At 66.5% G+C, this 18,396-nt stretch carries 22 protein-coding genes; 11 read left to right on the forward strand and 11 right to left on the reverse strand.

What is annotated here, in order from left to right:
• Nucleotides 1-178: 178 nt before the first annotated feature.
• The 8 genes from phnD to arsH all read left to right on the forward strand — a co-directional run bounded on the left by phnD (nucleotide 179) and on the right by arsH (nucleotide 6,639).
• Nucleotides 179-1,186 carry a phosphate/phosphite/phosphonate ABC transporter substrate-binding protein gene (phnD, locus tag RHOSA_RS0116270; RefSeq protein ID WP_027289514.1) on the forward strand — a complete coding sequence of 336 codons (1,008 nt, stop codon included), beginning with the start codon at nucleotides 179-181 and terminating at the stop codon, nucleotides 1,184-1,186.
• 117 nt (nucleotides 1,187-1,303) lie between these two features.
• On the forward strand, nucleotides 1,304-2,176 hold the full coding sequence (gene phnC / locus RHOSA_RS23040) for a phosphonate ABC transporter ATP-binding protein (protein WP_051432227.1): 873 nt from the start codon (nucleotides 1,304-1,306) through the stop codon (nucleotides 2,174-2,176).
• Nucleotides 2,173-3,000 carry a phosphonate ABC transporter, permease protein PhnE gene (gene phnE, locus RHOSA_RS0116280; protein WP_027289515.1) on the forward strand — a complete coding sequence of 276 codons (828 nt, stop codon included), beginning with the start codon at nucleotides 2,173-2,175 and terminating at the stop codon, nucleotides 2,998-3,000. Before phnC ends, phnE (RHOSA_RS0116280) begins: the two co-directional genes overlap by 4 nt.
• Nucleotides 2,997-3,827, forward strand: coding sequence for a phosphonate ABC transporter, permease protein PhnE (gene phnE, locus RHOSA_RS0116285; protein WP_242468855.1), 831 nt, complete (start codon nucleotides 2,997-2,999; stop codon nucleotides 3,825-3,827). The genes phnE (RHOSA_RS0116280) and phnE (RHOSA_RS0116285) overlap by 4 nt, the downstream gene beginning before the upstream one ends.
• Nucleotides 3,828-3,920: 93 nt before the next feature.
• On the forward strand, nucleotides 3,921-4,265 hold the full coding sequence (locus RHOSA_RS0116290; protein WP_027289517.1) for an ArsR/SmtB family transcription factor: 345 nt from the start codon (nucleotides 3,921-3,923) through the stop codon (nucleotides 4,263-4,265).
• A gap of 30 nt (nucleotides 4,266-4,295) precedes the next feature.
• A complete protein-coding gene (locus tag RHOSA_RS0116295) occupies nucleotides 4,296-4,814 on the forward strand; it encodes an arsenate reductase ArsC (protein WP_027289518.1) in 519 nt (172 codons plus the stop codon).
• A gap of 32 nt (nucleotides 4,815-4,846) precedes the next feature.
• Nucleotides 4,847-5,935, forward strand: a complete 1,089-nt coding sequence (gene arsB, locus RHOSA_RS23045) for an ACR3 family arsenite efflux transporter (RefSeq protein ID WP_037256508.1) — start codon at nucleotides 4,847-4,849, stop codon at nucleotides 5,933-5,935.
• Nucleotides 5,932-6,639, forward strand: coding sequence for an arsenical resistance protein ArsH (gene arsH, locus RHOSA_RS0116305; RefSeq protein WP_027289519.1), 708 nt, complete (start codon nucleotides 5,932-5,934; stop codon nucleotides 6,637-6,639). The genes arsB and arsH overlap by 4 nt, the downstream gene beginning before the upstream one ends.
• An 84-nt stretch (nucleotides 6,640-6,723) precedes the next feature.
• On the opposite strand, the gene RHOSA_RS0116310 is transcribed toward arsH, so the two are convergent.
• The 6 genes from RHOSA_RS0116310 to RHOSA_RS23050 all read right to left on the reverse strand — a co-directional run bounded on the left by RHOSA_RS0116310 (nucleotide 6,724) and on the right by RHOSA_RS23050 (nucleotide 10,723).
• Entirely contained in the window at nucleotides 6,724-7,176 is a 453-nt protein-coding gene (locus tag RHOSA_RS0116310) for a hypothetical protein (RefSeq protein ID WP_027289520.1), read from the reverse strand.
• 172 nt (nucleotides 7,177-7,348) lie between these two features.
• The gene (locus tag RHOSA_RS0116315) at nucleotides 7,349-7,849 is read right to left on the reverse strand and encodes a ferritin-like domain-containing protein (RefSeq protein ID WP_027289521.1); all 501 of its coding nucleotides are present in this window, start codon (nucleotides 7,847-7,849) and stop codon (nucleotides 7,349-7,351) included.
• 59 nt (nucleotides 7,850-7,908) lie between these two features.
• Entirely contained in the window at nucleotides 7,909-8,076 is a 168-nt protein-coding gene (locus tag RHOSA_RS0116320) for a hypothetical protein (protein ID WP_156092778.1), read from the reverse strand.
• 37 nt (nucleotides 8,077-8,113) lie between these two features.
• On the reverse strand, nucleotides 8,114-8,578 hold the full coding sequence (locus tag RHOSA_RS0116325; RefSeq protein WP_027289523.1) for a hypothetical protein: 465 nt from the start codon (nucleotides 8,576-8,578) through the stop codon (nucleotides 8,114-8,116).
• A 13-nt stretch (nucleotides 8,579-8,591) separates the two neighbouring features.
• Complete coding sequence (locus RHOSA_RS0116330; protein ID WP_027289524.1) at nucleotides 8,592-9,110, reverse strand: hypothetical protein; 519 nt, start codon at nucleotides 9,108-9,110, stop codon at nucleotides 8,592-8,594.
• 380 nt (nucleotides 9,111-9,490) lie between these two features.
• Nucleotides 9,491-10,723, reverse strand: a complete 1,233-nt coding sequence (locus tag RHOSA_RS23050; RefSeq protein ID WP_081728778.1) for an alpha-D-ribose 1-methylphosphonate 5-triphosphate diphosphatase — start codon at nucleotides 10,721-10,723, stop codon at nucleotides 9,491-9,493.
• Between the two features lie 310 nt (nucleotides 10,724-11,033).
• On the opposite strand from RHOSA_RS23050, the gene RHOSA_RS0116340 reads away from it, so the two are divergent.
• Genes RHOSA_RS0116340 through phnE (RHOSA_RS0116350) form a run of 3 tightly spaced genes read left to right on the forward strand, consistent with a single transcriptional unit; the run spans nucleotide 11,034 to nucleotide 13,610 of the window.
• Nucleotides 11,034-11,930 carry a PhnD/SsuA/transferrin family substrate-binding protein gene (locus RHOSA_RS0116340; RefSeq protein ID WP_027289525.1) on the forward strand — a complete coding sequence of 299 codons (897 nt, stop codon included), beginning with the start codon at nucleotides 11,034-11,036 and terminating at the stop codon, nucleotides 11,928-11,930.
• Nucleotides 11,930-12,805 carry a phosphonate ABC transporter ATP-binding protein gene (locus tag RHOSA_RS23055; RefSeq protein WP_051432228.1) on the forward strand — a complete coding sequence of 292 codons (876 nt, stop codon included), beginning with the start codon at nucleotides 11,930-11,932 and terminating at the stop codon, nucleotides 12,803-12,805. The genes RHOSA_RS0116340 and RHOSA_RS23055 overlap by 1 nt, the downstream gene beginning before the upstream one ends.
• On the forward strand, nucleotides 12,798-13,610 hold the full coding sequence (gene phnE, locus RHOSA_RS0116350) for a phosphonate ABC transporter, permease protein PhnE (protein ID WP_027289526.1): 813 nt from the start codon (nucleotides 12,798-12,800) through the stop codon (nucleotides 13,608-13,610). The genes RHOSA_RS23055 and phnE (RHOSA_RS0116350) overlap by 8 nt, the downstream gene beginning before the upstream one ends.
• 77 nt (nucleotides 13,611-13,687) lie before the next feature.
• Here the strand turns inward: phnE (RHOSA_RS0116350) and RHOSA_RS0116355 are convergent, their stop codons facing one another.
• Genes RHOSA_RS0116355 through RHOSA_RS0116375 form a run of 5 tightly spaced genes read right to left on the reverse strand, consistent with a single transcriptional unit; the run spans nucleotide 13,688 to nucleotide 18,395 of the window.
• A complete protein-coding gene (locus RHOSA_RS0116355; RefSeq protein WP_081728779.1) occupies nucleotides 13,688-14,887 on the reverse strand; it encodes an alpha-D-ribose 1-methylphosphonate 5-triphosphate diphosphatase in 1,200 nt (399 codons plus the stop codon).
• On the reverse strand, nucleotides 14,884-15,612 hold the full coding sequence (gene phnL, locus RHOSA_RS0116360; RefSeq protein ID WP_051432229.1) for a phosphonate C-P lyase system protein PhnL: 729 nt from the start codon (nucleotides 15,610-15,612) through the stop codon (nucleotides 14,884-14,886). Before phnL ends, RHOSA_RS0116355 begins: the two co-directional genes overlap by 4 nt.
• 4 nt (nucleotides 15,613-15,616) lie before the next feature.
• Nucleotides 15,617-16,414, reverse strand: coding sequence for a phosphonate C-P lyase system protein PhnK (gene phnK / locus RHOSA_RS0116365; protein WP_027289529.1), 798 nt, complete (start codon nucleotides 16,412-16,414; stop codon nucleotides 15,617-15,619).
• A complete protein-coding gene (locus tag RHOSA_RS0116370) occupies nucleotides 16,411-17,298 on the reverse strand; it encodes an alpha-D-ribose 1-methylphosphonate 5-phosphate C-P-lyase PhnJ (protein ID WP_027289530.1) in 888 nt (295 codons plus the stop codon). The genes phnK and RHOSA_RS0116370 overlap by 4 nt, the downstream gene beginning before the upstream one ends.
• Nucleotides 17,295-18,395, reverse strand: a complete 1,101-nt coding sequence (locus RHOSA_RS0116375; protein ID WP_027289531.1) for a carbon-phosphorus lyase complex subunit — start codon at nucleotides 18,393-18,395, stop codon at nucleotides 17,295-17,297. Before RHOSA_RS0116375 ends, RHOSA_RS0116370 begins: the two co-directional genes overlap by 4 nt.
• Nucleotide 18,396: the final 1 nt, after the last annotated feature.

Below are 18,396 nucleotides of genomic sequence, written 5' to 3' on the forward strand. Positions count from 1 at the left end.
TGCTTTCACAAAAGTGCAAGCCGAGCTTAATCACCCTGTCATCGTTGCGATGTTGGACCCAGGAGCGCGCATTGGGGGGCGCGTCGCGGCCCCCGACGCGACCCTGCCGCCGACCGTTTTGGCGCCTCTGCACACCCTGGCGGCGGCCTGACGGAGCCCAACCAACGAGGGGAGACTTATGTCTGTGAACATCACCAAGCTGGCGAAGGCGTGCGTCGCCACCGCCGCGCTGATCGCGGGTGTCGGCGCGACGGCACAGAGCGCCAACGCGCAGATGACCGATTGCGACTACCGCGGCAAGCTGGCCGAGCGCTACTGCGATATGAACCGCGACATGGTCGCGGACCTGCCGCTGGACGAGAGCGAATGGACCGATCCGGACACGCTGATCTTCTCCTACGTGCCGGTCGAGGACCCGGCGATCTACAAGGAGACCTTCCAGCCGCTGATGGAGCATCTGGAGGAGGTCACCGGCAAGGACATCCGCTTCTTCTCCGCGCAGTCCTATGCCGCGCAGATCGAGGCGCTGCGTTCGGGCCGTCTGCACGTTGCCGGCCTGTCCACCGGCTCGACGCCGTTCGGCGTCAACATCGCTGGCTTCAACCCGTTCGCCATCATGGGCACGGATGAAGGCGAGTACGGCTACAAAATGCAGGTCATCACGCCGGCCGACAGCGACATCGAGAGCATCCAGGACCTGAATGGCAAGACGGTCGCGCACACCGAGCAGGCCTCGAACTCCGGCAACCAGGCGCCGCGCGCACTGCTGGAAAGCCAGTTCGGCATCGTCCCGGGCGAGGACTACGAGGTCACCTACTCCGGCGGCCACGACCGCAGCATCCTCGGCGTCGCCAATGGCGACTATGCCGCGGCGCCCATCGCGTCCTCCGTCCTGGACCGCATGGCCGAGCGCGGCGCGGTCGACCTGGACGACATCCGTATCATCCACGAGAGCCAGTCCTTCCCGACCACCAGCTTTGGCCATGCGCACAACCTGCATCCGCGCCTGGCCCTGCTGATCCAGAAGGCGTTCTATACCTTCGAGTTCGAGGGCACGTCGCTCGGCAAGGAGTTCTCCGACGTCGATGGCTTCCTGCCGATCACCTACAAGAACAACTGGCAGGTGATCCGCACCATTCAGGAGCAAAACGAGGTCGAGTACACGACTGACAACATCAGCGGGTAATATTCCGCGCGTACGCGCTCAAACGCGTACACTCAATCGACAGCCCGGTTCCGGCAGTTGGCATAGGCCACCCGCCGGGACCGGGCCCTTTTCCTGCTTAGATCTTCCGCGGTATCCATGCTTCAGGTCGATAATCTCACCAAGACCTACCCCACCGGCCAGAAGGCGCTCGACGCCTGCTCGCTGAAAGTCGAGAAGAGTCAGGTGGTGGCGGTGATCGGGCCGTCCGGCGCCGGCAAATCCAGTTTCATTCGCTGCATCAACCGCCTTGTCGAACCGAGCGAAGGCCAGATCTGGCTCGACGGCACCGAGGTGACGGCGCTGAACAGCGACCAGATGGCCAAGATGCGCCGGCACATGGGCATGATTTTCCAGGAGTACAATCTGGTTGAGCGGCTGACGGTGATGGAGAACGTCCTGTCCGGCCGGCTCGGCTTCGTCTCCTTCTGGCAAGCGTTCTTCCGCAAGTTCCCGCAGGCCGATATCGACCGCGCCTTCGAACTGTTGGAGCGCGTCGGGCTGGCGGGCTACGAGAACAACCGCGCCGACGCTCTGTCCGGGGGCCAGCGCCAGCGCGTCGGCATCGCGCGCGCGCTGATCCAGGAGCCCAAGATCCTGCTGGTCGACGAGCCAACCTCCTCGCTCGACCCCAAGACCGCGCGCACCATCCTCGCCCTGATCGCCGACCTGGCGCGCGAACGCGGGCTGCCGGCCCTGATCAACATCCATGACGTCGGCCTGGCGCTGATGTTCGCCGAGCGGGTGGTCGGCCTGTCGCAGGGCAAAATCGTTTTCGATGGCGGGCCCGAGCAGGTCGACGAGCACATCCTGACCCGCATCTTCGGCGAGGCCGACTGGCGCCAGACGATCCGCCACGCCGCCGAGGACGCCGAAGCGCTGGAGGCCAGCCGCACGGCCGAAACCGACGGCGCAGCGGACGACGACCCACAGACCGCGCCCCCCGCCAGCCAGCACGGAGCGGCCGGATGAGCGCGCCCGGCGACACCGCCCAACCGGCGCGCGGCACGGCCGGGCGCACCTGGCGCAAGCCACCGATGATCCGCAGCCCGTGGCTGCGCTGGGGACTTGTCGTTCTGCTGGGCGCCTACCTCGTCTACGCCATCGACGATGTGAACTTCGACCTGGACCGCTTCATCGCCGGCATTCCGAAGGCGATCGACATGGCGCAGGCGATGGTGCCGCCGGACTTTTCCCGCTGGCAATTACTGCTGGACGGCATCCTGGAAAGCCTGCAGATGGCGATCTTCTCAACGGCCATCGGCGTGGTGCTGTCGGTCCCGATCGCCGTCTGCGCGGCCCGCAACATGGTGCCTCGGCCGGTTTATCTGGCCGCACGCGGCTACCTTGGCATCGTCCGCACGCTGCCGGAGGTGCTGATCGCGATCTTCCTGGTGAAGGCGTTCGGCTTCGGCGCGTTCGCCGGCATGCTGACGCTCACGATCGCCTCCACCGGGTTCGTCGGCAAGCTGCTGGCCGAAGACATCGAGGACATCGACCCGCGCCAGGTCGAAGCGATCCGGGCCACCGGCGGAAGCTGGCTGAAGGTGCTGCTGTACGGCGTGCAGCCGCAAACGCTGCCGCGCTACATCGGCCTGTGCATCTACCGCCTGGACATCAACCTGCGGGAATCGACGATCCTGGGCATCGTCGGCGCGGGCGGCATCGGGGCGACGCTGTACAACTCCTTCGGCCGTTACGAGTACGACTTCTCGTTCGCCATTCTGCTGTCGATCATCGCCATCGTGCTGGTCGCGGAATGGGCGAGCGGCGTCATCCGGGCGCGTATCACATGACCGGCGATCCGATGATGACCGACGGCATCTACACCCCGGCTGGCCGACGCGTTTGGCGTCGGCGCAGCCGGCAGGAAACGCTGCGCCGCTTCGCCTTGCAGCTCATCGGCCTGATGGTCGTGCTATGGGCGGTCTGGGGGCTGGACGTGCACTGGCCGTTCGTGCTCGACGCCCCGGAACAGGTGGTCGACCTCGCCGGACGGATGCTGCCGCCGGCCTGGTCGTTCACCGGCGAGATCATCGCGCCGATGGTCGAGACCATCAACATCGCGACGCTGGGCACGATCCTGGCGTGCCTGCTGTCGATCCCGGTGGCACTGATGGCCGCGCAGAACACCACCCTGAACCGGACCACCCTGTGGATCGCCCGGGTGATCGTGGTGACCTCGCGCTCGATCAACGAACTGGTCTGGGCGATCATCTTCGCCGCGATTTTCGGGCCGGGCCCATTGGCCGGCGTGGTCGCGATCGGCATCCGTTCGATCGGCTTCACCGCCAAGCTGATCGCCGAGGGGATCGAGGAGATCGACCGCGGTCAGGTGGAGGCGATCGAGGCGACCGGCGCCAACCGTGCCAAGGTGCTGGCCTACGGCATCCTGCCGCAGATCATGCCCACCATCGTCGGCGTCGTGACCTTCCGCTGGGACATCAACATCCGCCAATCCAGCGTGATCGGGCTGGTCGGCGCCGGCGGCATCGGGATCACGCTGAACAGCGCGATGAACCTGTTCAACTGGCCCCAGGTCACGATCATCCTGATCGCCATCTTCATCGTCGTGATGGCGAGCGAGTGGGTCTCCGACTTCCTGCGCAAACAGTTCACGTGAGGTTCACCAGGGCGCCGGCATCCGATCCGCCGGCGCCCTGGTGGCGTGTTAAAGGCATTGCGGTCGGGATGATATTTTGATATTTCTGGAAACATGGAAACACAAACTGCGACCACAGCCTTCGCAGCGCTCGCGCAGCCGACGCGGCTCGGCATCTTCCGCCTGCTGATCCGCTGCGCGCCCGATGGCTGCTACGCCGGCGACATCGCCGCCCGGCTGGACGTGCCGCCGGCGACACTGTCGTTCCACCTGAAGCAGTTGGAGCAGGCCGGATTGGTCCGCAGCCGGCGGGAGAGCCGGCACATCGTCTATGCCGCCGACATCGCCGGCACGCGCGCGCTGCTCCGGTTCCTGACCGAGGACTGCTGCGGCGGCCGGCCAGAGATCTGTTCGGACCTGAAGACTGACCAGGACTGCGAAGTTCACCAGCAACGCTAGACAACCATCGTGTCAGACCGGAGCCCCGCCATGACCGAACGCGTCTTCAACGTGCTGTTCCTCTGCACGCACAACTCCGCCCGCTCGATCATGGCGGAGTGCATCCTGAATAAAACCGGCGCGGGGCGGTTCCAGGCCTTCTCCGCGGGCAGCCATCCGGCCGGCCAGATCAATCCAGAGGTTTTGGATCTGCTGCAGCGCGCCGACTTCGATACCTCTCGCGTCCACTCCAAAAGCTGGGATGTGTTCGCTGGCAACGACGCGCCCCGGCTCGACTTCGTGTTCACGCTGTGCGACGGGGCGGCCGGAGAGGTTTGCCCAGTCTGGCCCGGGCAGCCGATGACCGCCCACTGGCCGTTCCCGGACCCGTCCGGCGCCAACGGTTCGGCGGCGGAGAAGCGGGCGTTCGTGGCCGACGTCTTCCGGCAGATCAACACCCGTCTGGGCATCTTCATCAACCTGCCGATCAGCACACTCGATCGCATGTCTTTGCAGGCCGAAATCGACCGTCTGGGCCAAGGGACGGCCGAAACCTCCGCCGACAGCTGATCTGTCGACCACCCTGACCGGATCATACCGCCATGGCTTCCGACAGCCGTCCGCGTCTGGCCTTGCTGGACCGCTTCCTGACCGTTTGGATCTTCGCCGCGATGGCACTCGGCATCGCGCTTGGCAGCGCCGTCGAAGGGTTGCCGGCGCTGCTGGAAAGCGCGCGTGTGGGCAGTACCAACGTGCCGATCGCAATCGGCCTGATCGTGATGATGTACCCGCCGCTCGCCAACGTCCGCTACGAGGCACTGCCGCGGGTGTTCGCAGATTGGCGGGTGCTGCTCTTGTCGCTGGTGCAGAACTGGCTGATCGGGCCGGTATTGATGTTCGCGCTCGCCGTCGCCTTCCTGGCCGACCGGCCGGACTACATGACCGGCGTGATCCTGATCGGGTTGGCGCGCTGCATCGCGATGGTGCTGGTGTGGAACCGGCTGGCGCGCGGCAGCAGCGAGTACGCCGCCGGGCTGGTCGCCTTCAACAGCCTGTTCCAGCTCGCCTTCTTCTCCGTCTACGCCTGGCTGTTCCTAAGCGTGCTGCCGCCGCTGTTCGGACTTGAGGGGCGTGTGGTCGAGGTCGAATTCGCCACCATCGCACACGCGGTGGCGATCTACCTCGGCATCCCCTTCCTGCTCGGCGTGGTCTCGCGCTACGGCCTGATCGCGCTCAAGGGCCGGGACTGGTTCGATCGGGTCTACGCGCCGAAGATCGGCCCGCTGACGCTGGTCGCCCTGCTGTTCACTATTCTGGCAATGTTCTCGCTCAAAGGCGGGATGGTGTTGCAGTTGCCGGTGGATGTCCTGCGGATCGCGCTGCCGCTGGCGATCTACTTCCTGGTGATGTTCCTGATCTCGTTCGCCATGGGACGGCTGGTCGAGGCGGACTATCCGCGCACCGTCTCGATCGCCTTCACCGCCGCCAGCAACAACTTCGAGCTCGCCATCGCGGTCGCGGTGGCGACCTTCGGGCTCGGCTCGGCGGTCGCGTTCGCCACCGTGATCGGCCCGCTGATCGAGGTCCCGGTCTTGATCGCGCTGGTGAACGTCGCCCTCTGGCTCGGCCGGCGCTACTTCCCGGACGCGCCCTGGCTGTCCGGCGCCCAAGCCCGGAGGACGACCACGTGAGTTGTCTGCCCGGCAACCTGGACCCGCGCGCCTTCAAGGTGCCCGGCATCGACGCCGGCGCCGAGGGACCGACGCATCCTCCGCGCATCCTGCTGCTTTACGGCTCGCTCCGTGAACGGTCCTACAGCCGCTTCCTGACCTACGAAGCGCAGCGGCTGCTGCAGGCGATGGGCGCTGAGACGCACGTCTACCACGCAGACGGCCTACCGTTACCGGACGATGCGGACGCCGACCATCCCAAGGTTCAAGAACTGCGCGAGCTGTCGATGTGGTCCGAGGGGCAGGTCTGGTGCTCGCCCGAGCGGCACGGCAACCTGAGCGGGGTGATGAAAGCGCAGATCGACTGGCTGCCGCTGGCGCTCGGCTCCATCCGGCCGACCCAGGGGCGCACGTTGGCGTTGATGCAGGTCTCCGGCGGCTCGCAGTCGTTCAACGCGGTCAACAGCATGCGCCTGCTGGGACGCTGGATGCGGATGATCACCATCCCGAACCAGTCGAGCGTGCCCAAGGCCTGGCAGGAATTCGGCGACGACGGCCGGATGTGCGCCTCGCCACTCTACGACCGCGTGGTCGACGTGATGGAGGAACTGGTGAAGTTCACGCTGCTAACCCGTGGTCATGCGGAGCATCTGGTCGACCGCTATTCGGAACGACGCGAAAGCGCCGAGGCGCTCGAACAGCGCACCGATCTACGTTCCGTCTAGAGGCTCCGCGCGGCCGCCGGGCCCTCCCCCAAATACAGCAAATTTATAAAGAACCGGCTCTACAGGAACCAGTGTGGGCGCTGGTCAGACCGCACCATGCTGGTACGCGTCCATGATGGCGCGGGCGCTCTGGCGATGCAGCTCCGCATCGGTCATATCATGGCGATTGGCAATGTCGGCGAGCGGGCGCATGCGCTCCAGCAGGCCGGCGATCTTCGCCGGCTTGACCAGCCATTGCGCCTTCATTTCGGCCTGTTGCGCCTGCTGGTCGCGCATATCCTCCAGCAGGCTCATAAGGTGGCGTTCGTCCCCCGTCAGCTCGCAGGACTCGACGTCCGCGAACCGCATCGTCCGCCGGCTGTCGCGCCGCAGGTATTCGACGATCCGATCGACCGACCAATCCGCGACGCGCCCCTCGGCGCGCCCTGGGTTTTCCAGCAGCCGTTCCTGCACCTCCTGACGGCGTGCTGTGTCGCGCTGCCAAGCCGCACGCAAACCGCGCACGATGGACCGCCCGAACCCGCAATCTCCGATCATCGTATCCTCCTCCACGACACGGGATAATATTGAGAATGAACTGCAGTAGCGTCAAGCCGTTTGGCGACTCTCGGCGAGCGATGCGACAAAACATCCGAGCGAATGCACCGCTCCGCATGCCCGGAAGCTGAACGCTTAAAACCCGAGCGCCGGGTCCGGGCGACACCAGGCGTTAGTCGTGCGATGCCTGGGCCGAAAGCATCCAGACGCTCTTCTCCAACGTCCGGATCTGCTCTGCTAGGCGATCCGCCGTGCGGGCATCGATCGTCTGGGCGATGGCATGGGTCGTCCGGCAGCTGGCGATCAGATGCCCAATGTCGTCGCACAGGCTGCGCACCTGGGCATCATGATCGCCATCCACGGCCTCCAGGCTGATCGACGAGTTCGCGCGGTCCCCCGTCAGTCCGATCGGCACCGTGTATCCCAAAGTCCGGAGCCGTACCGCGGCTGTATTCAGCAGACGGCTCAATTCGCCCTCGCGCTCGATCAGCAGGTCCTCCAGCGCGCGGCGCTGCAAGCCCGCATACTGCCAGCGCAGAGCCTGGATCTTGAGCCGCACCACGGCCGCCTCGCCCGCCACCCGGCTCAGGGCTTGGGCGACCTGCGCGCCCGGGTCTTCATTGCCCGCGGTGTCCAAGCCACTCGCTGTATCCAACTGCGTAATGACCGTCATGTCGTCCTCTCCAACAATCGAGAGCCAAGCCTTTTGAGGGCCACCGAACCGCTGGGCGCTTACCTGAGCGAAAGGCTGAAGACGCCCGCGACGAGGGCGCTGGTCGCAACGAGCGCCAGCATCACGCCAGTTGCCCAGACGCCAACGGGGTTCACAGCGACACGGGCGACAAGGCGGCGCCGGGCCGCGCGGTAGCCCTGGATCGACTGGCCCGGGTCGTCCGCCATGCTCGTTGCCGGCGCGCGCTGCCGTGCGTTCACGCCGTCACCCCGCCCCATGTAGGCCACCCTGCTGGATGGCCGCGAAGTCGTTCGCCAAGTCCGCCATTGGCGGCAGAGCGGCTTCGTGATGGGCCAGTTCGAGCATCAACGCCGAACGCGCATCGCTGGTCATTCGCCCAGCGAGCGACATCTGCAGCCCACGCCAGACCAGCAACGGCAGGCATGCTTGCGGCGCAACCTTGCGCGGCAGTGTTTGGGCATAAGCGAGCCCGCCATCCGTCGCATGAACACGACGCTCGGCCGGAAAGGCGTTATCGTTGGACACGCGCAGGAAGCTGCAGGCCACCAGCGCTTCGACCCGGCCGCGGATGACTTCGGTACAGGGACTGAACCAACCCCCGCTCAGCTGACGCATGTGGCAGGGAATCTCCCGGAGCCGCGGCGCCGCCTCGTCCGCCAGGAAAACGATGGCGAAGTCGAGGATGTCGTTGGTCGACAGTCTCGCCATCTCGGCACCTCCTTCAGTGAACCAATACGCTTGAGGGGACAGCGGCAGAGGGCGCAGCGCGTCGATCCTCCGGATGACGGCGCTCCGTCACGCACGCTTGCGGCTCTACGAGATCGATCGGCAGTTCCGCCTGCGTCAGGGCGCTTGCGAACTTGGCCGCCGTCGGCGCGGCGTGGAGGCACGCCACCCGCGGCATGAAGCATCCGAGCAGCAGCCGCCCCGAGGCGGCGTCCTGACGCTGGAAAGCGGCCAGGGCCGCGAGCAACAGACCCTCGTCCGGGGAAACCCGGCCGCATTTCAGGTCCCCGAGCTGAATCGGACGGGTGGCATTCTGGGCCAGCCACTTGAACAGCACTTCAAAGTCGCGCATGGCCGAACGAATGCCGGCCAGTTCGAAGCCGTGACCAAGGTTCTCTTGCGGATCTTCGCCCTGTTTCAGGCAATAGACCCGCTTGCGTAGGCACCAGAGCGCGAACATGCCGCCGCTCGACAGGTCCGCCGTCTCCCGGTTCTCGAAGGCCGTGCTGGTCATCTCGCTCTCGCACGCAGCTGTTGCGGTCCGCGGCGGCACGACGCTTGGCAGGCCGATACCGCGCAGCCCCAGATTAGTGCAACTGCAAATCATTCGCAATAAGGAAACGCACGCCGGCGCGCTTGACCCTCACGTCCGCCCTATTCGCCATGCGGTGGCCGACAAGGCAGGCGGGCAGAAAAAAGGCCCGACGGGCGAACGCGCCGGGCCCAGGATTTGCACATGAGAGAGCCCGACGACCTATCTGCCGGCAGGCTCACCGGGATGCTGACAAATCGCACCCGTTATTGCAACTGCTTCTCATGTGCATCTGCGCTTTTCAGCCGCACCCCGCCTTACAGCCAGCGGCCCGAACGAACGCGGGACCCAACAGATGCAGATTACCCGCCGACCTCTGGGCTGGTGCGATGGACCATTCGGCCACCGGTCCAGGTCGCCGAGACCCGCGGCACGCCAGGCACACTATCGTCCACGGCCAGAAGGTCGGCACGCTGACCAACAGCGATCATCCCCCGATCACTCAACCCGGCCGCACGCGCTGGACCGCCGGAGACCAAATCCCACGCTGCGGCGAAGTCGCAAACACCGCCCGCGACCAGCTGGAAGGCGGCGAGCAGCGGGGCGGGATAGTAATAGTCGGTGGTCAGCACATCGCACAGACCGGCACGCACGGCATCCTCCGCCGTCAGACGGGCATCATGGCTGCCGCCGCGCACCACGTTCGGGCTGCCCAGGATCACGGAATCGCCGGTGGCGGCCGCCGCCTCGGCGGTTTCCAGATTGCAGGGAAACTCGCACAACCGCGCCCCCAAGGCGTGGAAGTGCGCGCAGGCTTCCGGAGTCTCATCGTCGTGGCTTGCGATCGGGACGTCGGCCGCGCGTGCCGCCGCACACACCCGGGCGACGCCATCCGGTACCTCCGATCCGCGCCGGGCGACCTGTTGGGCGAGTTCTTGGTACTGCTCGATCGAAAGGCCAGTACGCTCAGCATATTGCGCAAGCTTGTCCAACCGCTCAAGCCGGCCGACGATCATCTCCAGGTGGTCGTTCAGCGAGAGCAGATCGATCCGCCCGGCGTCCAGCCACGCGGCCACCTCGTCGACCGCGTCGACGTTGTGCAATTCGAAGCGCAGATGCACGCGCGGCTGACAGGCCAACTCGTGGCCCAGACGGTCCAATGCCGCCATCAATTCGACCACCGTGTCGCGCCCGCGCAGCCCCGGCTCCCAGCTGTAGGTCAAGCTGTGGAAGGCTGTCGTGATGCCGTTTGCGACCAGCTGCCGGTCGATCTCGGCCAGCGCCACCGCCATCGGGAACCGCACGCCGGAACGCGGCATCAATACGTGTTCGAACGCATCGCCATGCAGATCGACGATGCCCGGCAGCAACAGCCGACCGGCCAGGTCGATCCGGCGCGCTGTCGGCCTGCCCTCGTCCGCATGTACGGACGCGATCCGACCGTCGGCTAAGGTGACACACGCATCCTCGAGGGACCCGTCGGGCAGCAGGGTTCGCCCGCCGACCAGGGTCACCTCGGATGCCTGCAACACCGATTGCGATACGTCGTCTGCTTGAAGGCTGTTAGTCGCGGCGTCCTGACCCTTCGCATGCATCAAGCAATTCCCTTCTCACGCCTTCTCGATGGGCTCGGGATTTCTATATTCTCCTTTGCGCGAAAGGTCATATTACAGTTATGTTGAATGTATTTTCTTATACTTAAATGATTAGACGATTTCGTCATTGGTATATTCATGTAGATTTAACGTTCCTGACACCGTTTCTTGGTCTTCCCGTCACGCCTCTTCGGCCATGGTCTGGGGTGCGCGACGCGGAGGTCGCGCCCCTGAAGACGGCGCCATAGCCATGCGCGCGGCCAGCCACGTGCAAAGCCGCGCGCTGACCAAAGAACGGGAGGATACTCCGATGCGTTGGATCACCTATCTGTCGGCCGCGGCCGTCGCGCTCGGGCTCGCCGCGCCGACGACCACGCCGGCCGAGGCCGCCGACGACACGATCACCATGACCGTAACCGACGTCTCCGGCCTGGAGCAGCTGCGCCGGGACTGGGACGCCTTCTCCAGCCTGCTCAAGGAGAAGACCGGCTACGAGGTTGAGTTCGCGCCGGTGACGAGCCGCACCGCATCGGTCGAACTGCTGAAGAGCGAAAAGGTCGATTTCATCCTGACCGGTCCGGCCGAGTTCGTAGTCATGAACAAGCTGACCGACGCCAAGCCGGTGCTGGGCTTCAGCCGGCCGGACTACTTCTCCGCCATCATCACGATGGCCGATAGCGGCATCACCTCGGTGCGCGACCTGAAAGGCAAGAAGGTCGCCGTGGGCGACGTCGGCTCGACCTCCTCGCACCTCGGCCCGTCGCAGCTGCTGATGGACTACGGCATTGACCCGATGGAGGACGTCGAGCTGGTGCACACCACCCAGAAGATCGGGCTGGAAAGCCTGCGCCGCGGCGACATCGCCGCCTGGGGCACCAACTACATGGACGACTACCTGCGCCTGCGCGCGAAGTCCGACCTGGCCCCGGGCGCCTTCCGTGTGATCGCGCGCGGCCCGGACCTGCCGAACGACGTCCTGCTCGCCGGCACCCATGTCGACGCGGAGATGGTCGACGCCGTCCGCACGGCGATCACCGAGAACTCCGATGCCTTCGTCAAGGCCGTGGTGCAGGACGGCGGCGAAGAGAACAAGAAGTACGGCGGCATGAAGTTCATCGCCAACGTGGACTCCAGCGACTACGAATACGTCCGCGAGGCGTATCGCACGATCGACCGGCCGAAGTTCGCCGAGTTCGTGGGCAACTGATGTCGGTTCAACCGGCCGAGACAGTGGCCGTCCCGGGTGCGCACGCACCGGGGGCGGCTGCTTCCGTGCCCCACGCCGAACGCGCGGCCCACCTGAACGTTCGCGGCCTGCGCAAGCGCTATGGCACGGACGAAGCCGACGTTCTGCAGAATGCCGGCTTCCTGCTGCACGAGGGCGAGAGCCTAGCCGTGATCGGCGCCAACGGCAGCGGCAAGTCAACCATGCTGCGCTGCTGCCTGCGCCTGATCGAGCCCGACGCGGGCGACATACACCTGCTTGGTCAGGATGTGATGGCCGCACGCGGTCCCAACCTGCGTCGGCTGCGCGCGCAGGTCGGCTTCGTTTTCCAGCGGCACAATCTGGTCCCTCGTCTGTCGGTGCTGTCCAACGTGCTGCACGGCGCTCAGGCCCGATTGTCGAGCCCGCGCAACTGGTTCCAGGCAACCGCGCCCGCGCGGCTGCGCGTGGAGGCGCTGGCCTGTCTGGACCGCGTCGGCCTGGCGGACCTTGCGGGCCGGCGGGCGGACCGCCTGTCGGGCGGGCAGTCGCAGCGCGTCGCGATCGCACGCACGCTGATGCAGCGCCCGCGCCTGGTGTTCGCCGACGAGCCCGCCGCCTCGCTCGACCCCACGGCCGGGGAGGAGGTGATGGAGCTGTTCGCCCAATTGATGCGCGACGAGGGAATCGGCGTGCTGTTCACCTGCCACGACCTCACCCACGCGCAGCGCTACGGCGACCGCGTGCTCGCGTTAAAGCGTGGACAGGTGATGTTCGACCGCCGGGTTGGGGAGGTCGACTTCGACCAACTGCGCGACCTCTACGCCCCGTCCCCATCCGCCGACCCGGCACAGCCGCAAGAGCCAAGACATGTCTGACCCGACCCGCGAAACCCGGCATACACGCGACCTGCCCGACCGTCTGGCGCGTCCGGACGCGCTGTCGTTCACACTCTACGTCGCCGTCGCGGCGTTCGTGATCTGGTGCTTCCAGGCCGCCGAGATGTCGGTCACCACCTTCGTCGAGGGCATCCCCTCGATGGGCCGGCTGGCCGGCGAGATGTTCCCACCAGCCTTCGGGCGTATGGAGTCGATCGGCGCCACCATGCTGGAGACCTTCCAGATGGCCGTCGTCGGCACGGTCCTGGGCGTGGCGCTGTCGATCCCCTTCGCGGTCATGGCCGCGCGCAACCAGACGCCCAATAAGGCGGTGTATTACCTGGCACGCGGGGTGATCACCTTCATGCGGACCGTGCCGGATCTGATCTGGGCGATCTTCTTCGTGATCACGGTCGGGCTCGGCCCGTTCGCCGGCGTGCTCGCGCTGACAGTCGACACGCTCGGCTTCTGCGGGCGCTTTTTCGCGGAAACGATGGAAGAAGCCGACCCCGGCCCCCAGGAAGCGCTGAGCGCACTCGGCGCCCGGCGCAGCGGCATCATCCTGGGCGCGGTGCTGCCGGCGGCGATGCCCTCGATGGTCGCCACCTCGCTGTTCGCGCTGGAGAAGGCGACCCGCTCCTCGGTCGTGCTGGGCCTGGTCGGCGCGGGGGGCATCGGCATCGAACTCAAGGCCGCGATGGACATGTTCGACTATAACGAAGCGGCGACGATCATCCTGTCGATCTTCGCCCTGGTGATCGTGGTCGAACGCACCAGCGCCGCCCTGCGCGCCCGGCTGATCTGAAGGTCTGAATCAATACCGTACGGCGGGGGTGGTCACGTTGGCGCCCCCGCCCTACAGGCCCATTGGGAACAGCGGGATCAGGCGACCCGGCGGCCGGCGCGCCAGACGGTGCAGACGACCGGGGCGTCGCCCTGGTCGCGTACGCGCAGCAGGTCCGCGCGCTGGCCGGCGGCGATCTCGCCGCGGTCGGTCAGACCGACCATGCGCGCCGGGTTACGGGTGACCAGCGCGAACACGTCCGACAGATCCCGCCCGGTCTGCCGATGCAGGACGAACACCGAATGCAGCAGGCTGACCGGCACATAGTCGCTGGAGAGGCAGTCCAGCACCCCGGCATCGACCAGTTCGTCGGCGGCAACGTTGCCAGAGTGGGAACCGCCGCGCACCACATTGGGCGCGCCGGCAACGGTGGCGATCCCCGCGCGATGTGCGGCCTTCCCGGCCGCCAGCGTGGTCGGAAACTCACAGACGCTCACACCGAGTTCTGCGGCTTCGGCGACGTGCTCTTCGGTCGTGTCGTCGTGGCTGGCAAGCGGGATGTAACGGTCGACGCAGAGCTTGGCGAGCGCCTTACGATTGTGCGTGCCGTGCCGGGCAGCGCGCTCCTGCAATTCCACGGCCAGCGTCGCCAGCTGCGCCTCGGTATAGCCGTGCTTGCCCTGGTAATAGGTTTTCCAGACATCGAGGTCCTGGAACTGCCGCTGACCGGGCGAATGATCCATCAGCGAGACGAGCCGCAGGCTGGGGTTCAAGGTGAACGGCTCGACGGTCTCCGCCAGGTTCGGCACCGGCAGCTCGGCGCGAAGGTGCAGCAGGTGTTCCGCGCGCAGTATGTTGCGCCGGCCGGCTTCCGCGATCGCGTCGACCAACTGGGCGGAATGGCCCGCCGCCCCGCCGACCTCGTCGTCATCCAGACGCAGCGCGTCGAGGATGGTGGTGATGCCGGCCCCGCAGATCTGCGCGTCGTGCGCCATGATCGCGGGCAGGAACGGCCAGCGCACCTTCGGCCGCGGTTGGACGTGATGCTCCAGGTTGTCGGAATGCAGTTCGACCAACCCCGGGGTCAGCAGATCACCTTCCAGATCCACCGCGCCGGGCATACGGACGTCGCCTTCGCCGAACTCGGCGATGGTTCCTTCGCGGACCACGACGTGGCCATGCCACACGCCGGTCGGCCCGACCACGCGGGCGTTGGTCAGGATCAGTTCGTCGTTGCCGCCGCGCCCGGCGATGCCGGCCGGCGCGTTACGGTTCGCTGGGGCTTTGGGGACGGTCATGCGGCCTCCGCCTTGCCGGGCAGATCGAAAATCCGGGTCGCGACGGCTTCGCGCACGCCTGGATCGTGGAAGATGCCAACGATCGCCGCCCCGCGTTCGCGGGCTGCGTTGATCAACGCAACCACCACATCGCGGTTGGCCGCGTCGAGCGAGGCGGTCGGCTCGTCCAGCAGCAGGATCGGGAAGTCGCGCGCGAACGCGCGGGCGACGTTGACCCGCTGCTGCTCGCCGCCGGAGAAGGTCGCCGGCGGCAGATGCCACAGGTTCTCGGGGATGTTCAGACGGGCCAGCATCGCCCGCGCGCGGTCGCGGGCCTGGTCGGGCGGCATCCCGGCGTCGATCGCCGGCTGGGCGACCACCTGCTCGGCCGGCACACGCGGGATCGCACGCAGGAACTGGCTGACGTAGCCGAGGTGCGTGCGCCGCAACTCCAGGATCCGGCGCGCCGGCGCCCTGGCCACGTCAACCCAACCGTCGGCCCCACGCACCTGAATCGTTCCGGACTGTGCCAGGTAGTTGCCGTAAAGACAGCGCAGCAGCGAGGATTTGCCGGCCCCCGAGGGCCCGCGCAGCACCACGCACTCCCCAGCGGCAACCTGGAAGTCGGTTGCGTCCAGAACCGGCAGGCGCACCCCGCCTTGATGGTGCAACGTGAACGCCTTGGACAGGCCGCGCACCTCGATCATCGGGCCGGCTGGCGCTTGAACAGTCGTGTCTTGGCTCATGGGTCTACACCGGCAGGATCGAGGAGACGAGAAGCTGCGAATAGGCCGCCTGCGGGTCGTCCAGCACCTGATCGGTCAGCCCGGTTTCGACCACCTTCCCGTGCTGCATCACCATCAACCGGTGCGCCAGCAGGCGCGCCACACCGAGGTCGTGCGTCACCAGCACGACCGCCAGCCCCAACTCGGCGACCAGCCCGCGCAACAGGTCGAGCAGCCGCGCCTGGACCGACACGTCGAGACCGCCGGTCGGCTCGTCCATGAACACCAACCTCGGCTCCGACACCAGGTTGCGGGCGATCTGCAGGCGCTGCTGCATACCCCCCGACAGCTTGGCCGGCGGATCGTCCAGGCGCGCCGTGTCGACCTCGACCCGCGCAAGCCAGTCGTGCGCGCTCTGCCGGATCGTGCCGTAGTGCCGCTGGCCGAGCGCCATCAACCGCTCGCCCACGTTGGCGCCGGCCGAAACGCCCATGCGCAGGCCGTCGCGCGGGTTCTGCTGCACCAGCCCCAGGTCGGTGCGGTGCAGCCGACGCCGCCGGCCTTCCGGCAGGGCGTGCAGATCCACGAGCGCGCCCCAGCGGTCGCGATACAGCACCGCACCGCTGTCCGGCGTCTCCTGCCCGGCGATCGTGCGCACCAGGGTCGTCTTGCCGGAACCGCTTTCGCCGACGATGCCCAGCACCTCGCCCGGAAACAGGTCGAAGGAGACGTCGTCGACCGCCTGCACGCGCCCGAAACGCTTACCGACATGGTGCACCGACAGGATCGGCTCATCCGCGTTGCAGGCGTCGTGCGCGCTCATGCCGTCTCTCCCGAAGCGCCGTCCTGGCGGCGCTGTGCGCAATAGTCGCTGTCGGAGCAGACGAAGCGCCGCCCCCCCTGATCGTCGGTCACGATCTCGTCGAGATAGCTGTCGGTGGCCCCGCACAGTGCACAGGGCGTGCTCCAATCCTCGACATCGAAGGGGTAGTCGTCGAAGTCGAGGCTGCGCACCTCCGTGTAGGGCGGCACCGCATAGATGCGCTTCTCCCGCCCGGCGCCGAACAGCTGCAGCGCCGGGTTGCGGTGCATCTTCGGGTTGTCGAACTTGGGGATCGGGCTGGGCGCCATGATGTAGCCATCCGCGACCTGGACCGGATAGTTGTAGGTCTTCGCGATTCGCCCGTGCTGGGCGATGTCCTCGTAGAGCGAAACCTGCATCAGGCCGTATTCGCCCAGCGCATGCAGCGTGCGCGTCTCCCGCTCGCGCGGTTCCAGCCAACGCAGCGGCTCCGGAATCGGCACCTGGTAGACCAGGATCTGCTGGTCGGTCAGCGGCGTTTCCGGAATCCGGTGGCGGGTCTGGATCACGCTCGCCTCCGTGGTCGCGGTGGTGGTCGCGACCCCGGCCGTGCGGGCGAAGAAGGAACGGATGTTGACCGCGTTCGTGGTGTCGTCCGCCCCCTGGTCGATCACCTTCAGCGTATCGTCCGCGCCCAGGATACTGGCGGTGACCTGGATACCGCCGGTGCCCCAGCCGTAAGGCAGCGGCATCTCCCGACTGGCAAACGGCACCTGATAGCCCGGGATCGCGACGGCTTTGAGCAGGGCACGGCGGATCATCCGCTTGGTCTGCTCATCGAGATAGGCGAAGTTGTAGCCTTCGACCGTCTGTTCGGTCGTGGCGGTTTCGGCATGCGCGGTCATTCCGCCGCCTCCCGCGTCGCCTGCTTGTCGTGAAAGCGTCGTCGCAGCTCCCGCAGCATCACCAGTTCCGACTGGAAGTCGACGTAGTGCGGCAGCTTCAGGTGCTGGACGAAACCGGACGCCTCGACGTTGTCGCTGTGCGAGAGCACGAACTCCTGGTCCTGCGCCGGTGCGACCAGTTGCTCGCCGAGTTCCTGTGACCTGAGCGCCCGGTCGACCAACGACATCGACATCGCCTTGCGCTCGTTATGGCCGAAGGTCAGGCCGTAACCGCGCGTGAACTGCGGCGGGCTGCTTTCCGACCCCTTGAACTGGTTGATCATCTGACACTCGGTGAGGGTGATCTCCGCGATCTCGATCTCGAAGCCGAGCTCTTCCGGTATGAAACCGACCGCAACCTCACCCAGCCGGATCTCCCCGGCAAAAGGGTGTGCGTTGCCGTAACCGCGCTGGGTGGAATAAGCGAGCGAGAGCAGATAGCCCTCGTCGCCACGCGCCAGCATCTGCAGCCAGGTGTCACGGTCGGCGGGATAGGTCACCGGTTCCCGGGTGATATCGGCCGGGCTCTCCGTACCGTCGTCGGCCGGAGATGGCTCGATCAAGCCGTCGCGGTCGAGGTGCTGCAGCACGCCCGGCATCTCCTCGGCAACCGGGTCCTGCGCGTCTTCCGGCGCCTGGGGAATCTGGCCATCGGCCAACAACTGGAAGTCCAGCAGGCGCTGGGTGTAATCGAAGCTGGGTCCGAGCACCTGCCCACCCGGCACGTCCTTGTACGTCGCGGAGATCCGACGGCGCACCGCCATCGCCTGGGTATCGACCGCGCGGGCGTAGCCGAAACGCGGCAGCGTGGTGCGATAGGCGCGCAGCAAGAACACCGCCTCCTGCACATCGCCGCAGGCCTGCTTCAGGGCGAGCGCGGCCAGCGCGCGGTCGTAGAGCGCGCCTTCCGCCATCACCCGGTCGACGGCCAGACCCAACTGCTCGCGGATCTGGTCGACGCCCAGGTCGGAGACCGTCCGGTCGCCGCGCCGCGTCTCGGCCAGCAACTGTAGGGAATTGGCGATCGCTTCCGCCCCGCCTTTAACGGCCACGTACATC

It is taken from the genome of Rhodovibrio salinarum DSM 9154, assembly GCF_000515255.1.
Taxonomy (GTDB): Bacteria; Pseudomonadota; Alphaproteobacteria; order Kiloniellales; family Rhodovibrionaceae; genus Rhodovibrio; species Rhodovibrio salinarum.

Coding starts and splice junctions, on each gene's coding strand:
- phnD (WP_027289514.1), top strand. CDS start 179: ATGTCTGTGAACATCACCAAGCTGGCGAAGGCGTGCGTCGCCACCGCC.
- phnC (WP_051432227.1), top strand. CDS start 1,304: ATGCTTCAGGTCGATAATCTCACCAAGACCTACCCCACCGGCCAGAAG.
- phnE (WP_027289515.1), top strand. CDS start 2,173: ATGAGCGCGCCCGGCGACACCGCCCAACCGGCGCGCGGCACGGCCGGG.
- phnE (WP_242468855.1), top strand. CDS start 2,997: ATGACCGGCGATCCGATGATGACCGACGGCATCTACACCCCGGCTGGC.
- RHOSA_RS0116290 (WP_027289517.1), top strand. CDS start 3,921: ATGGAAACACAAACTGCGACCACAGCCTTCGCAGCGCTCGCGCAGCCG.
- RHOSA_RS0116295 (WP_027289518.1), top strand. CDS start 4,296: ATGACCGAACGCGTCTTCAACGTGCTGTTCCTCTGCACGCACAACTCC.
- arsB (WP_037256508.1), top strand. CDS start 4,847: ATGGCTTCCGACAGCCGTCCGCGTCTGGCCTTGCTGGACCGCTTCCTG.
- RHOSA_RS0116310 (WP_027289520.1), bottom strand. CDS start 7,176: ATGATCGGAGATTGCGGGTTCGGGCGGTCCATCGTGCGCGGTTTGCGT.
- RHOSA_RS0116315 (WP_027289521.1), bottom strand. CDS start 7,849: ATGACGGTCATTACGCAGTTGGATACAGCGAGTGGCTTGGACACCGCG.
- RHOSA_RS0116320 (WP_156092778.1), bottom strand. CDS start 8,076: ATGGCGGACGACCCGGGCCAGTCGATCCAGGGCTACCGCGCGGCCCGG.
- RHOSA_RS0116325 (WP_027289523.1), bottom strand. CDS start 8,578: ATGGCGAGACTGTCGACCAACGACATCCTCGACTTCGCCATCGTTTTC.
- RHOSA_RS0116330 (WP_027289524.1), bottom strand. CDS start 9,110: ATGACCAGCACGGCCTTCGAGAACCGGGAGACGGCGGACCTGTCGAGC.
- RHOSA_RS23050 (WP_081728778.1), bottom strand. CDS start 10,723: ATGCATGCGAAGGGTCAGGACGCCGCGACTAACAGCCTTCAAGCAGAC.
- RHOSA_RS0116340 (WP_027289525.1), top strand. CDS start 11,034: ATGCGTTGGATCACCTATCTGTCGGCCGCGGCCGTCGCGCTCGGGCTC.
- RHOSA_RS23055 (WP_051432228.1), top strand. CDS start 11,930: ATGTCGGTTCAACCGGCCGAGACAGTGGCCGTCCCGGGTGCGCACGCA.
- phnE (WP_027289526.1), top strand. CDS start 12,798: ATGTCTGACCCGACCCGCGAAACCCGGCATACACGCGACCTGCCCGAC.
- RHOSA_RS0116355 (WP_081728779.1), bottom strand. CDS start 14,887: ATGACCGTCCCCAAAGCCCCAGCGAACCGTAACGCGCCGGCCGGCATC.
- phnL (WP_051432229.1), bottom strand. CDS start 15,612: ATGAGCCAAGACACGACTGTTCAAGCGCCAGCCGGCCCGATGATCGAG.
- phnK (WP_027289529.1), bottom strand. CDS start 16,414: ATGAGCGCGCACGACGCCTGCAACGCGGATGAGCCGATCCTGTCGGTG.
- RHOSA_RS0116370 (WP_027289530.1), bottom strand. CDS start 17,298: ATGACCGCGCATGCCGAAACCGCCACGACCGAACAGACGGTCGAAGGC.
- RHOSA_RS0116375 (WP_027289531.1), bottom strand. CDS start 18,395: ATGTACGTGGCCGTTAAAGGCGGGGCGGAAGCGATCGCCAATTCCCTA.